Origin of the sequence: Peribacillus sedimenti, from assembly GCF_046237635.1 — a bacterium.
In the GTDB taxonomy this organism is placed as follows: Bacteria; Bacillota; Bacilli; order Bacillales; family DSM-1321; genus Peribacillus; species Peribacillus sedimenti.
The window spans coordinates 3,826,264-3,840,421 of record NZ_CP143547.1 but is presented as its reverse complement, the minus strand read 5'-3'; the positions used below and the strand labels follow the sequence as shown (position 1 = coordinate 3,840,421).

Here is a 14,158-nt window from a genome sequence, read left to right as displayed (position 1 = left end):
CTTCTTATTGATGTAAGGGGTTTCTCTGTCCTTTTTTTTGCAACAGGACGAGACCATTCATCAATCTATCAATCATGTTTTTTAAGCTCTTCCTGCGACACGAATCGCCACTGCAAGTAAATGGTGCCAGCAGCAACGGTAAAAAGGAAAATGAGAAATTATAAAGCTTGAGGAGGGAATACTTTGTCCGAATTAAAGAGAACGCCATTATTCGAGGTTTATAAAGAGTATGGAGGAAAGACAATTGATTTTGGGGGCTGGGAGCTTCCTGTACAATTCTCGGGTATCAAAGATGAGCATGAGGCGGTACGTACCAGTGCTGGACTTTTTGATGTTTCCCATATGGGTGAAATCGAAGTCAAAGGTCCTGAAAGCATAGCTTTCCTTCAAAGAATGCTAACCAACGACTTATTAAAACTTCAGTCAGGAGATGCACAGTATACTGCCATGTGTTATGAAAATGGCGGTACGGTTGACGACCTGATCGTTTATAAGAAAAGTGATGGCGATTATTTGCTTGTGGTGAATGCGGCGAATACGGAGAAGGATTTCAACTGGCTGCAAACAAACCTGATCGAGGATGTCGAACTAACGAACGTATCATCCGATATTGCACAATTAGCTTTGCAAGGCCCGCTTGCTGAAAAGGTGCTTCAAAAATTATCAGAAAATACGGACTTACGTGAAATTAAGTTTTTTAAATTTAAAGAAAATGTTCTTCTAAATGGAAAAAGTGCCCTGATATCCAGAACGGGATATACAGGAGAGGATGGTTTTGAAATATACTGCCAGAGTGGGGATGCGCTTGAACTTTGGAGGGCGATACTGGAAGCGGGAAGGGAAGAGGGGGTTGTACCAGTTGGGTTAGGTGCACGTGACACCCTTCGTTTTGAAGCCAATCTCCCTTTATACGGCCAGGAGCTGACATCGGACATCACTCCTATCGAAGCAGGGATTGGTTTTGCTGTAAAACCAGATAAAACTGCTGATTTCTTTGGAAAGGCAATACTTGCGGAACAGAAACAAAATGGCGCACCAAGGAAGATTGTCGGACTGGAAATGATAGACCGCGGAATCCCGCGCCATGGTTATCAGGTTTATGCTGGTGATCAGCTGATTGGCGAGGTAACCACGGGGACCCAGTCACCTACATTGAAGAAAAATGTAGGGCTGGCCTTGCTAAACAAAGAGTATGCAGGAATTGGCAATGAATTACAGGTAGAGATCCGCGGCAAAAGGCTGAAAGCCGTTGTAACGGAGACTCCATTTTATAAAAGGCCGCGAAAATAAGGGAGGATATCTTATGAAACATCGTTATTTGCCCATGACAGAGCAGGATAAAAGCGAAATGCTGAATGCAATCGGCGTTTCTTCAGTGGAAGAGCTGTTCAGTGACATTCCTGAAAGTGTGAGGTTTAAAGGGGAATATAACATCAAGCAGGCAAAATCAGAACCGGCTCTATTAAAGGAATTATCTCGATTGGCGGCGAAAAATGCAGATTTAAAGAGTTATACATCATTCCTGGGGGCCGGGGTATATGATCATTATATCCCTGTTATAGTGGACCATGTAATCTCCCGTTCGGAATTTTATACTGCCTATACACCATACCAGCCAGAGATTTCGCAGGGTGAACTGCAGGCAATTTTCGAATTCCAGACCATGATCTGTGAATTGACAGGAATGGATGTAGCAAATTCATCCATGTATGATGGAGGAACAGCTTTAGCTGAAGCGGCTATGCTTAGTGCCGGCCAGACACGGAGAAATAAAATATTGTTATCAAAGGCTGTTCACCCGGAATCAAGGGATGTTGTAAAGTCTTATGCCAAAGGCCAGAATGTCGAGATCATTGAAGTTCCATATAAAGATGGAGTTACAGATTTAGATTCATTGAAAGAATTAATCAATGATGAAATTGCAGGCGTTATTGTACAATATCCAAATTTCTTTGGCCGAATTGAACCGCTTAAAGAAATGGAAGAGGTTATACATGCCCAAAATTCCATGTTTGTTGTGTCGAGCAATCCTGTTGCATTAGGGGCATTAACGCCTCCTGGAAAGCTTGGTGCAGACATCGTTGCAGGGGATGCCCAGCCTTTCGGTATTCCTTCTGCTTTTGGAGGACCGCACTGTGGTTATTTTGCGGTGACTAATAAGCTGGTACGTAAAGTGCCAGGCCGTCTTGTCGGGCAGACGGTGGACGAAAATGGGAAACGCGGGTTTGTGTTGACGCTTCAAGCCCGGGAGCAGCATATCCGCAGGGACAAAGCTACCTCCAATATTTGTTCCAATCAGGCGCTGAATGCCCTTGCGGCTTCCGTTGCGATGACGGCTCTTGGGAAACAGGGTGTCAAGGAGATGGCGATACGAAATATTCAAAAATCCCATTACGCTAAGAATGCGTTAAAGGCAAAAGGGATTGAGATTGTTTTTGAAGGTCCTTCATTCAATGAGTTTGTCATAAAACTGCCAGGCTCATACAAGCAATTAAGTGACAGTTTATACCAAAAGGGAATAATCGGAGGGTTCGACTTAGGCCGGGTGTATCCAGAATTAAAGGACCATATGCTGGTTGCTGTAACAGAATTGCGAACCAAAGAGGAAATACATGAATTCGCTGTAGAATTGGGGGATGGCCATGAATAAGCAAGATCAACCTTTAATCTTCGAAATTAGCACACCCGGACGGATAGGCTACAGCCTTCCGGAAATGGATGTAGAGGCGGTACCGCTAGCGGAGCTGATTCCTGCCGATTATATCCGTGCCGAAGAAGCAGCGCTGCCCGAGGTTTCCGAGTTGGATATTATGCGGCATTACACTGCTTTGTCCCACAGGAATCATGGGGTGGATTCAGGATTTTATCCGCTTGGTTCCTGTACCATGAAATATAATCCGAAAATAAATGAAAATGTTGCCCGCATGAATGGGTTCGCGCATATTCATCCTTATCAGGAAGAACATACTGTACAGGGTGCTCTTGAGTTAATGTATGACTTACAGGAGCATTTAACGGAGATAACAGGCATGGACCAGGTTACCCTGCAGCCAGCGGCAGGAGCCCATGGAGAATGGACAGGGCTTATGATGATTCGCGCGTACCATGAAGCAAATGGAGATACAGCGAGATCCAAAGTAATCGTTCCTGATTCAGCCCATGGTACGAATCCAGCTTCTGCAACAGTGGCGGGCTTTGAAACGGTCACCGTTAAGTCGGACAGTAACGGGCTGGTAGACCTTGAGGACTTGAAAAGGGTTGTAGGGCCGGATACCGCAGCATTGATGCTGACAAATCCGAACACGCTTGGCCTCTTTGAAGAAAATATTCTCGAAATGGCCGAAATCGTCCATGATGCCGGCGGAAAGCTATATTATGACGGGGCAAACTTGAATGCCGTCCTTTCAAAAGCACGGCCTGGCGATATGGGCTTTGATGTCGTTCACTTAAATCTCCATAAAACGTTTACTGGTCCGCACGGAGGCGGAGGCCCAGGGTCTGGTCCTGTGGGAGTCAAGAAAGATTTAATCCCATTCCTTCCGAAGCCATTGGTAGTCAAACATGAAGGAGAATACTTCCTTGATTACGACAGGCCGCAATCCATTGGAAGAGTTAAGCCGTACTATGGAAATTTCGGGATCAATGTCAGGGCATATACGTACATTCGTTCAATGGGGCCTGACGGCTTAAAAGCTGTAACGGAAAATGCAGTCATCAATGCCAATTATATGATGAGAAGATTAGCGCCATTTTATGATCTGCCGTATGACAGGCATTGTAAGCATGAATTTGTTTTGAGCGGCAAAAGACAGAAGAAACTCGGCGTCCGTACCCTGGATATTGCCAAGCGCCTGCTTGACTTTGGATATCATCCGCCAACTATCTATTTTCCTCTGAACGTTGAGGAATGCATGATGATTGAACCGACTGAAACGGAGTCAAAGGAAACTCTGGATGCATTTATAGATGCGATGATTCAAATCGCTACAGAGGCGGAAGAAACTCCAGAAGTGGTTCAGGAAGCGCCTCATACAACAGTCATAAAACGATTGGATGAGACTCTGGCTGCTCGTAAGCCAGTTCTAAGGTACCAACCATAATCTCCAGCCGGGCCTTTAGCAAGGCCCGGTTTCTTTATGAGCTGCACAGGCAGGAATAAAAAAAGAATCCATTGCATCATGGATTCTTAATGTTTAGTTTTAATTTTGCCCTGCCATTGCTTAAATCCGCCCTTTAAATGGTACAAATCATTGTATCCTTTGCGTTTTAGCATTTGCGCTGCCCTTCCACTGCGCAATCCGCTTTGGCAATATAAATAAACAGGCTTGTCCTGTCGAAGTTCCTTTAATCTGGTCTTCATCTGCGTGAGCGGAATATTTCTCGCGCCCAAAATATGGCCCGCCTCGTATTCATTTGCTTCTCTCACATCAATAAGCTGGGCTTTTCTATAACCTTGAATGAATTCTTCCTGAGTCAGTGTTTTCACAGCACGGCGCTGACTGATGAAGTTAAATAACGAGTAGGCTATAAGAGCCGAAACCAGAACTATTAAAAAATATAACACAAGCAATCCCCTTTCTCTCTATAAATGGTACAAACATATTTTATTATATAATCGCTGACTTAGAAACACAAAATTAATAACATATCTTATAAAGGCTATTTTTGCCTTAATCGCTTTCTTTTAAATTTGCCGTAATTTTTGTTACACTACTATGTGGATTCATTAAACTGCTGCAATGAAGAGGGTTGAATTACAATGGAAAAACAAGTATGGGGATTTATTGATTCAGGAGACTGTTCTGCTTCGTACAATATGGCACTGGATGAAGCGTTGCTTAACTGGCATAGCAAGGGGGAAATACCGCCGGTCATCAGATTCTATGGCTGGAACCCGGCTACTCTTTCGATCGGATATTTTCAAAAGGCTGAAAAAGAAATTGACCTAGCACAAGTGCATCAACAAGGCCTGGGGTTTGTCAGAAGGCCCACAGGAGGAAGGGCAGTATTACATGAGCATGAACTTACATATAGCGTAATCGTGACGGAAGAATATCCGGAAATGCCGAAAAATGTAACGGAGGCATATCGGGTAATATCTGAAGGTATTCTAATGGGCTTCCGTAATTTAGGTATGGATGCTTACTTTGCAGTCCCAAGAACGGATGAAGAAAAAGCGGCTTTGAAGGAGCCTAGATCTTCCGTTTGTTTTGATGCACCGAGCTGGTATGAGCTGGTAGTGGAAGGAAGAAAGGTAGCAGGGAGTGCACAGACGAGACAGAAAGGTGTCATTTTGCAGCATGGTTCCATACTGCTGGATCTTGATGATGAAAAATTATTCAGCATGTTTAAATTTCCTAACGAAAGAGTCAAAGAGCGAATGATGAAGAGTTTTCACAATAAAGCGGTAGCCATTAACGATATTTCGTCCAGGAAAATCGATATACAGGAAGCAAAAGAAGCCTTCAAGAAAGGATTTGCCGAAGGCCTCGGGATTGATCTGCAGCCGTATGAACTAACTGAGGGACAGGCAGAAGAGGTAATGGCTCTGGCCAGAACTAAATACGAAAGCAATGAATGGAATTTTATGCGGTAATAATCATCGGTAATGAAATAAGCGGTTCACACCGCTTATTTTTTTTAGAAAGATACTGGAGAATTTCAATAAAATTTTTAGTACTTGTAAACTCCCTTGCGCATATATGACAGGCTATACAAGATGTCAATGTAATCCCCAAAAAAGCAACTCTTAAAATATGTTAAAAATAACTGAATTTCCAACAAAAAATGATCTTTATCTCCATATTTCTTATGAATTTATATTTTTTTGTGTTTGACAAAAATAATTCTCATGACCGATAACACAATATGTAGTATGTTAAAAAATAAATTATATACTATATATTGATTTAGGGGGTTTCGTATGATAGATTTAGGGAACATGATACTTACAAAGATGATCTATTGACTACATATAGACGCGCGGCATATAGAGACAGAAGAGATAGAGCTAAAGGAGAGGTTGCAATGTCAGTGGTAATTAAGCAAGATATGAAGGTTAATGTCGAAAGGTTGAACAAAGACATTTCTTTATTCCCCCAGGTATTTGAGATTACACCGGACATGCACAGGACAAATAAAGGTGTATCCAGGCTGGTCATGATTGACCGGTATTCTTTTAAGGATACCGGGAAAATTACTTTGACCAGCGGAGATTTTGTTGTACTGACCATCAAAGAAGATCCAAAATTCCCGGCGAGAGGGCTTGGGTACATCGTGAACATCGACTGGGAAACCAAGAAAGCCCAGGTTCTTGTTGAAGAAGAATTTCGCGGTGTATTAGACAAGCCGGAAGAGATTGAAACTGGAATTGTCAACCGTTCACTGGATGTAATTGAAAAGCCGCTTGAAATTTATTACGAGCAAATTGCAAAGCGCAACGCAGCAGGGCTTTCAGCTGTTGAAAAAACTGATGACAAGCAGAAAGAATGGTTTGAAAAATTCTATAAAGAATTGGCGGACCTAAATTTTGTGCCAGCGGGGCGAGTCCTATACGGAGCTGGTGCCGATACAGACGTAACATATTTCAACTGCTATGTAATGCCTTTCGTCCAGGATTCCCGTGAAGGAATATCTGAACATAGAAAGCAGGTGATGGAAATAATGAGCCGCGGCGGCGGCGTCGGTACGAACGGTTCTACTCTCCGTCCGCGCAATACTTTAGCTAAAGGCGTTAATGGAAAATCCTCAGGTTCGGTTTCCTGGCTTGATGATATTGCGAAGCTGACTCATCTTGTGGAACAGGGAGGCTCCAGAAGAGGAGCCCAAATGATTATGCTTTCTGATTGGCATCCCGATATTGTGGAATTCATCATTTCAAAGATGCAAAATCCTCGCATCCTGCGTTATCTCGTTGAAAATACAAAGGATGAAACAATTAAAAAGCATGCCAGGGAGAAATTGAAATTTACACCGCTGACTGACCAGGAGGCAGCTATGTATCAGGGGATTGTAAACTATAAAACAATCCCGGGTCTTGGAGGTTTCAATGAAAAGATTATTAAAGAAGCAGAATCGAAGCTTCGAGATGGAGGAAATTATTCCGTACACAATTCAGAGTTTCTGACCGGCGCCAACATCTCAGTCTGCTTAACCAAGGAATTTATGGATGCTGTTGAAAATGATTCCGAATACCAGCTCCGCTTCCCCGATGTTGAGAGCTACGACACTGAAAAAATGAAAATTTATAATGAGGAATGGCATAATGTAGGAGATGTGCGTGATTGGGAGAAACAGGGGCATAAAATCCGTGTGTATCGTACCATTCGTGCGAAAGAGCTATGGAACTTGATCAATATCTGTGCCACATATTCTGCAGAACCGGGTATTTTCTTTATTGACAATGCGAACGATATGACGAATGCGAAGGCGTATGGGCAGCAGGTTGTTGCAACAAATCCATGCGGGGAACAGCCTCTGGCTCCATATTCAGTATGTAACCTTGCTGCCGTAAATCTTGCGGAAATGGCTGATAGGGAGAACAAGACGGTAGACCTTGAGAAGCTGAAACGCACAGTCGAAATCGGCGTCAGGATGCAGGATAACGTCATCGATGCAACACCTTATTTCCTCGAAGCCAATAAAAAACAGGCACTTGGCGAGCGCCGTGTAGGACTGGGGGTAATGGGCCTTCACGATCTGCTTATTTATTGTGAGACAGAATACGGCTCCGATGAAGGCAACCAGCTCGTTGACAAGGTGTTTGAGACAATCGCCGTATCAGCTTACCGTGCATCCATCGAGCTTGCTAAAGAGCGAGGAAGTTTCCCATTCCTGCAAGGAGAAAACGAAGAAGAAACAAATCGATTAAGATATGCATTCATTAACACAGGATTTTTGAAAAAGATGCCAGAAGACGTTAGAGAGAGTATCCTCGAACATGGAATGCGCAATTCCCATCTGCTCACTGTAGCCCCGACAGGAAGCACAGGAACGATGGTAGGTGTTTCCACAGGACTGGAGCCTTACTTCTCATTCACATATTACAGAAGCGGCCGTCTCGGCAAATTTATTGAAGTGAAGGCTGACATCGTGCAAGAATACGTGGGTAGGAACCAGGATGCCGATCCGAATAACCTGCCAAAATGGTTTGTGTCGGCCATGGATCTAACGCCGGAAGCCCATGCTGATGTTCAATGCATCATTCAGCGCTGGATTGACAGTTCAATCAGCAAGACGGTAAATGCTCCGAAGGGTTACACTGTAGAACAAGTGGAAAAAGTGTACGAACGTCTTTATCGAGGCGGAGCAAAAGGAGGAACGGTATACGTTGATGGAAGCCGTGACAGCCAGGTTCTTACTTTAAAGGCGGAAGAAAACACATTTTATGAGCAGGAAGCGGCACAGGAAGCAGCAGAAAAGCAGAAGGTTGTTCTTGTTGACACGATTAATGAGCTTCGTTCTACCAATGTAACAATTGGTTCAGAGGTAGGCAACACTTGTCCGGTTTGCCGCCAGGGCGAAGTTAAAGAAATCGGCGGCTGCAATACTTGTATAAACTGCGGAGCACAGCTTCGTTGCGGGTTATAATTTATATACTACTGAAAGCTGTTTCCCCCTTTCCTCACCTGAAGGACAGGGGGTTTTTATTGTTGCCGATATTTTAATTGAAGACCAGGTTTCAGCTATAGGAGATTTCATCTGTTCCGTGAGGGTCGATCATGTAACTAGTCCTTATGACTGCCAAGAATCACCTGGCAAATGTACTGGGTACATCAAGCGAGCTTAGAATTCCAGGGAGCAGGCTAACTGTGTTTTCATTGCAATTATAGGTTTTCATTTTGTTGGCCTATTTCATCTTCAGCCATTATACGGTTTGCGGATTTCTGCTCATTATATTGATCAACGGAATCTCCCGGCATGAACCGCAGGTTTGGAAAAGTATGGTCGGTCACAACTGTCAATTTTTTCTCCTCAGGTGCTGTTGTCACATAGGTTTCATTCTTTTTGTACATAGAACATCCCTCCACTCTTATTACCAAAACTTATACATTATGACTAGCCCGGGATACAGGAAAACTATCCTTAACAGTTAGGGTGTCTCATTACATTAATTACATGAGTGACAAACATACCCTGAGCAAAAGGAGCTGTTTTGTATGAAACCTTTTGTCCCGCAGCTTGTTTATATTGAGCCGAGAGCGCTTGAGTATCCGCTCGGCCAGGAGCTGAAGAAGAAATTCGAGGATATGAATATTGAAATAAGGGAAACGACGTCTCATAACCAGATTCGGGGCCTGCCAGGCGATAATGAATTTCAAAAATACCGTACAGCAAAATCAACACTCGTCGTGGGTGTTAGAAAAACGCTTAAGTTTGATACGTCAAAGCCTTCAGCGGAATATGCCATTCCCCTTGCTACCGGTTGCATGGGCCACTGCCATTACTGCTATTTGCAAACCACGCTGGGCAGCAAGCCATATATCCGCACATATGTGAACCTCGAGGAGATTTTTGATGCTGCAAAGAATTATATGGCCGAAAGGGCACCTGAACCGACCCGTTTTGAGGCAGCATGTACATCAGACATTGTAGGACTGGATCATTTGACACATTCCTTAAAAAAGACAATTGAATTCATGGGGGAATCTGAGCACGGCTTACTTCGTTTTGTGACCAAGTTCCATCATGTGGACCATCTCCTGGATGCCAGGCATAATGGCAAAACACGCTTTCGTTTCAGTATAAATTCACGGTATGTCATAAAGAATTTTGAGCCCGGTACCTCTTCCTTTGAAGAAAGGATCGAGGCGGCCAGAAAAGTGGCGGGAGCTGGGTACCCGCTTGGATTTATCGTTGCGCCAATTTATGTCCATGAGGACTGGAAGGAAGGATATCTCGAATTGTTCAAGCGATTGCATGAATCATTGCAGGGTGTGGACACCAATGGGCTTACATTTGAATTAATCCAGCACCGTTTTACCGCCCCTGCTAAAAAAGTGATACAAAAAAACTATCCAAAAACGAAACTTGAACTTGATGAATCAAAAAGGAAATATAAGTGGGGAAGATATGGAATCGGAAAATATGTTTATCAAAATGAACAAGCAGCGGAGCTGGAATCAACCATCCGTCATTATATAAACGATTATTTCCCGCAATCAGAGGTCCAATATTTCACCTGATTTACGCAGCTTGCATGTCTATAAATAAAAAAGTAATAATTGCCCTCCCGCCGGATTAAAGTTTATCAAGGCCGGTAAAGGGAGGGCTTCTATGATTATCGACGGGGTATTTTCCGGTGGAGGCATTAAAGGATTTGCGTTAATAGGAGCAATTCAGGTATTGGAAGAGAAAGGATTTTCCTTTAATAGGACCGCAGGCACCAGCGCTGGATCGATAATTGCCGCTTTCATCGCAGCGGGCTACAATGGCCAGGAAATAAATCAAATGCTAAATGATATGGATATAGGTGTGCTATTAGATCGCCGGCATGACTGGCTGCCTATCCCATTTGCTAAATGGCTTTTACTTTATTGGAAATTAGGGCTGTACAAAGGGGATGCCCTGGAAAAATGGGTGGGTGATACGCTCGCTGCAAAAGGAGTACGGACATTTATAGACATTCCTTTTCAATCACTAAGAATTATAGCTTCAGACATAACAAATGGACGTTTGGTTGTGCTGCCGGATGATCTGGAAATTTACGGGATTGACCCAGCCGCGTTTCCTATAGCAAAAGCGGTACGGATGAGCTGCAGCATTCCCTATTTTTTCGAGCCGGTCAAGCTCAACGGTACAAAGCGGAAATTTGGCAATTTATTCGTCGATGGGGGTGTACTAAGCAATTTCCCAATGTGGCTGTTCGATTCCGATCACGTGAAAAAGGTACGCCCGGTACTTGGAATAAAATTAAGTGCTGATGATGAAAGAAAAAAGCCGCAGAAAATAGAAAATGCGATAGAAATGTTCAATGCACTGTTTAAAACAATGAAGGATGCCCATGATTCGAGGTATATCTCCCGCAAACATGTAAAGAACATTATCTTTGTTCCCATGAAGGAAATCTCGGCGACGGATTTCCTGTTGAACGAGGAAAGCAAAGCGATACTGATCAACCGTGGAAGGCACTGTGCGCAAGCGTTCTTGAGAAGATGGTCATATTAGCCTCAGGCTGGCTTAAGCATGTATCGTAACAGTAAAGTGTCTTAGAAGTTGATGGCGCTTTTTAGTTTGCTTGCCTAAAAGGCTGTCCATTTTTATCAATCACCCTGCACTTACAATGTTTATCTAAAATTATTACAAACTACGTAAAAACTTGCATTAAAAGATGTTTATTGGACGCAGCTTGTCCCCTTGGACCGAAATTATGAAAAAGCCAGATAAGCTTAGCCTGCATTCTCATGCTGAGGCTGGACGAGCGCTTCCATCTTTCTCGCCCCTCTAATAGCAGGTGAGTATGCCATACCAGTTACGGTTCGTCAGGTAAAATTATAAAACTTTAAAATTGCCTAAATAAAAAAATCGGACGTTTAAAATAACGCCCGATTCTTCTTTTTATTTTTCTTTCCATCAATCACGGTCAAATGTATATCGGACTTCTTCCGCATCTTTATCTTGCTGGCAGAGGAAGATTTGGAAGATTTTGCTTGGGATATACTGGCGACATTATCTCGTTTTGCATGGATGGAAGCATTTTTGTTTTTCTGTCTCTTTTTCGATTGCCGGGCTGCTTTTGAGAATGCTTGCTGCTCTTTCCTTTCAGGTTTCCCCTTTGTTAATTGCCTGTATATAAAATAGACAATTGCCGCACCGATAACAATAATCAGCAGGTTTTTAAATAGTCCGACAGGATTGTAAACCAGCTGTCCAATTAGTCCAATCATACCAAGAGCGATTATACAGTAAATGAAGTATGTTACCGAACGATTCAACAAAGACACCTCCTTAGGAGCATCTTGAGCAAAAATAGATATTTTTAAACTTAAATCTTATAATTTATTTTGGCTCTTTGATATAGTATCAAAACTACCTGCAAGCTGGGTTTGTAGCTTGGGCGGGGTGTCCTGTATAATCAAAGATTCGCGGCTATTATCGAAGCCAGGCTTTAAGCAGGAGCCTGAACCTTCCAATAAGGAGATTTTATCGCAGTGTCAGGGGTTTCATTTCATATTATGTTTATTTTTTACACAATATCCCCAGTCTTTAAACCTTGTTCTGTGTCTTTTTCCATTCTCAAGAGCTCATTGAAGGACGCAAGTGCGACCTGGACTTGGTCATCTGTAGGCTCTTTAGTAGTCAAGAGCTGAAGCCATAATCCTGGATATCCCAGATACCTTAACACAGGGACGTCGCGCAATTTATTCGTCAGCTGCAACACTTCGAAGGATATTCCAAGCACGACCGGAATTAGCAGCAGCCGGATGACTACCCTTAGCCATAATGGATCTGTAGGAAAGAAGACATATACAAAAAAGCCTACAAAAACAGTAAAAAGAATGAAGCTGCTGCCGCAGCGGTAATGCAGTCTGGATGAGCTTTGAACATTGGCCACTGTAAGTTCCTTACCGCTCTCAAAGCAATTGATTACTTTATGCTCTGCCCCATGATATTGAAACACCCGTTTTATGAGCGGCGTGAACGAAATAAAATAAATATAGCAGAAAAGAAGGAAGAGCTTAAAAAGGCTCTCAATAAAGATTTGCGCAAGATCACTCTCAAATACAGGTTTTGTTAATGCTGCAAGAAAGACAGGAATGAGGGTGAATAAAACCTTGCCAAATAAAAATGAAATAATCCCTATTGCCGCTACACCCAGCCACATTGCAATTTTTGAGGTAGATTGTTTCTGTTCCTCAGCTGCCCTCTGGTCATCCTTTGGGTCAATATCATATTTCTCCGTCGAGAAATTTAGATGCTTAGAGCCGTTTGCGCTTGAATCAATTAAAGCTACGATTCCCCGAAGAAAAGGGATTTTCTTAAGTTTGCCAAGCAATGGATTATATCCACGACGTACCCTGAAATACTCAATGGAAGTATCTTTGCGGCGTACCGCTGTCACGGTATGGTGCTTGCCGCCAAACATGACACCTTCCACCACTGCTTGTCCTCCGTAAACCGGTTTTTGAAACTCAGTCATTTCTACACCAACCTATATTGAATTCACTGCATGCGATTATTCCATAGTAGAAACTGCCTGCATGGTTAATCTAATCATACTAAAAACAACAGTATTTTTGTACAATTTGTAACAGCCAATTTTTTTAGTAATGAATGAAATGGAGCAAAGGAAGCAATATTCGGCTGTTTAAGGACATACTAAAAGCCGGAGGTGAACGAGCGATATGAGTCAAAAACTTAAAAACAGTCAAAATGGAGGAGAAATTAACAGGTCTCTGTTCAAGGATTCCATCATCATTGGATTTTTTGGAGGGCTAATTTGGAGTTTCATTGCACAGGTTGCCTATTATTTTAATTTCATGAGTGTAGGGCCCAAATTCATCCTGACCTCGTGGACAAGGGCTGGCTGGGTAGAAGGCTGGCTGGGGCTGGCTATTTCGTTATTGATTTTTGCGGGATTATCCATAATTGCTGCGCTGGTGTATTGCCTGCTTTTTAAAAAAATTAAAACAATCATTGCTGGAATGGTATATGGGCTGGCTTTATGGCTTTTATTATTATTTGTCATCAGGCCTATTTTTTCTGATTTGCCATCTTATGCTCACCTGAATGCTACATCCATTATTACGAGTGTTTGTATCTTTATAATTTATGGTGTGTTTGTCGGCTATACCATTTCATATGAGAATAAGGAAATCGAAGAAAGCAAGAGGAATAAGCAATCTTCTGCACAGGGAAGCACTCCTTAAAAAGGTAGTAAGACAATTGTTAATTATGATAGAATGTTCTTATTGAACATTCTTTTTCTATGTATTTCCAGGTTGTTTTGGCGAATGAAGCCATGCATGCCTTTGAAGATCGGTAAATTAAGCAAGGCAATTAATAAGAACGTATACAGAGGGGAAAGAAAAACAGAAGGTGCTCACCCAGCCTTGTCATGCACAGGCAGAGATGGGGGGACTGTTCCGCAACCGCTCAAGCTGGATGCCTATGACTTCCGGGTGGCTGTGCGGCTGCAGTAAGACAGGAAAGAAGCGTG

At 42.8% G+C, this 14,158-nt stretch carries 13 protein-coding genes; 9 read left to right on the top strand and 4 right to left on the bottom strand.

What is annotated here, in order from left to right; all coding sequences use genetic code 11:
• Positions 1-183: 183 nt before the first annotated feature.
• Genes gcvT through gcvPB form a run of 3 tightly spaced genes read left to right on the top strand, consistent with a single transcriptional unit; the run spans position 184 to position 4,100 of the window.
• Entirely contained in the window at positions 184-1,290 is a 1,107-nt protein-coding gene (gcvT, locus tag V1500_RS18865; protein ID WP_409301641.1) for a glycine cleavage system aminomethyltransferase GcvT, read from the top strand.
• 13 nt (positions 1,291-1,303) lie between these two features.
• Positions 1,304-2,650 carry an aminomethyl-transferring glycine dehydrogenase subunit GcvPA gene (gcvPA, locus tag V1500_RS18860; RefSeq protein WP_409301639.1) on the top strand — a complete coding sequence of 449 codons (1,347 nt, stop codon included), beginning with the start codon at positions 1,304-1,306 and terminating at the stop codon, positions 2,648-2,650.
• Positions 2,643-4,100: an aminomethyl-transferring glycine dehydrogenase subunit GcvPB gene (gcvPB, locus tag V1500_RS18855; protein ID WP_409301637.1), complete on the top strand. Its 1,458-nt coding sequence runs from the start codon at positions 2,643-2,645 to the stop codon at positions 4,098-4,100. The genes gcvPA and gcvPB overlap by 8 nt, the downstream gene beginning before the upstream one ends.
• Before the next feature lie 86 nt (positions 4,101-4,186).
• Here the strand turns inward: gcvPB and V1500_RS18850 are convergent, their stop codons facing one another.
• Complete coding sequence (locus V1500_RS18850; protein WP_409301635.1) at positions 4,187-4,570, bottom strand: rhodanese-like domain-containing protein; 384 nt, start codon at positions 4,568-4,570, stop codon at positions 4,187-4,189.
• A 189-nt stretch (positions 4,571-4,759) separates the two neighbouring features.
• On the opposite strand from V1500_RS18850, the gene V1500_RS18845 reads away from it, so the two are divergent.
• Both V1500_RS18845 and V1500_RS18840 read left to right on the top strand, forming a co-directional pair.
• A complete protein-coding gene (locus tag V1500_RS18845; protein ID WP_409301634.1) occupies positions 4,760-5,596 on the top strand; it encodes a biotin/lipoate A/B protein ligase family protein in 837 nt (278 codons plus the stop codon).
• A gap of 431 nt (positions 5,597-6,027) precedes the next feature.
• Positions 6,028-8,589: a vitamin B12-dependent ribonucleotide reductase gene (locus tag V1500_RS18840; protein ID WP_409301632.1), complete on the top strand. Its 2,562-nt coding sequence runs from the start codon at positions 6,028-6,030 to the stop codon at positions 8,587-8,589.
• Positions 8,590-8,825: 236 nt separating this feature from the next.
• On the opposite strand, the gene V1500_RS18835 is transcribed toward V1500_RS18840, so the two are convergent.
• On the bottom strand, positions 8,826-9,014 hold the full coding sequence (locus V1500_RS18835) for a hypothetical protein (protein WP_409301630.1): 189 nt from the start codon (positions 9,012-9,014) through the stop codon (positions 8,826-8,828).
• Between the two features lie 144 nt (positions 9,015-9,158).
• Here V1500_RS18835 and splB point away from each other — a divergent pair, with 144 nt between their 5' ends.
• Both splB and V1500_RS18825 read left to right on the top strand, forming a co-directional pair.
• Positions 9,159-10,184, top strand: coding sequence for a spore photoproduct lyase (gene splB / locus V1500_RS18830; RefSeq protein WP_409301628.1), 1,026 nt, complete (start codon positions 9,159-9,161; stop codon positions 10,182-10,184).
• A gap of 91 nt (positions 10,185-10,275) precedes the next feature.
• Positions 10,276-11,166 carry a patatin-like phospholipase family protein gene (locus tag V1500_RS18825; protein WP_409301626.1) on the top strand — a complete coding sequence of 297 codons (891 nt, stop codon included), beginning with the start codon at positions 10,276-10,278 and terminating at the stop codon, positions 11,164-11,166.
• 365 nt (positions 11,167-11,531) lie between these two features.
• Here the strand turns inward: V1500_RS18825 and V1500_RS18820 are convergent, their stop codons facing one another.
• Together V1500_RS18820 and V1500_RS18815 are read right to left on the bottom strand one after the other, a co-directional pair.
• Complete coding sequence (locus V1500_RS18820) at positions 11,532-11,933, bottom strand: SA1362 family protein (RefSeq protein ID WP_409301624.1); 402 nt, start codon at positions 11,931-11,933, stop codon at positions 11,532-11,534.
• 251 nt (positions 11,934-12,184) lie between these two features.
• Positions 12,185-13,138 (bottom strand): DUF1385 domain-containing protein, encoded by a 954-nt coding sequence (locus V1500_RS18815; protein WP_409301623.1) that lies wholly within the window; start codon positions 13,136-13,138, stop codon positions 12,185-12,187.
• A gap of 205 nt (positions 13,139-13,343) precedes the next feature.
• On the opposite strand from V1500_RS18815, the gene V1500_RS18810 reads away from it, so the two are divergent.
• Positions 13,344-13,868, top strand: coding sequence for a YqhR family membrane protein (locus V1500_RS18810; protein ID WP_409301621.1), 525 nt, complete (start codon positions 13,344-13,346; stop codon positions 13,866-13,868).
• An 84-nt stretch (positions 13,869-13,952) separates the two neighbouring features.
• A complete protein-coding gene (locus tag V1500_RS18805; protein ID WP_409301620.1) occupies positions 13,953-14,141 on the top strand; it encodes a hypothetical protein in 189 nt (62 codons plus the stop codon).
• The last annotated feature ends 17 nt before the right edge of the window (positions 14,142-14,158 follow it).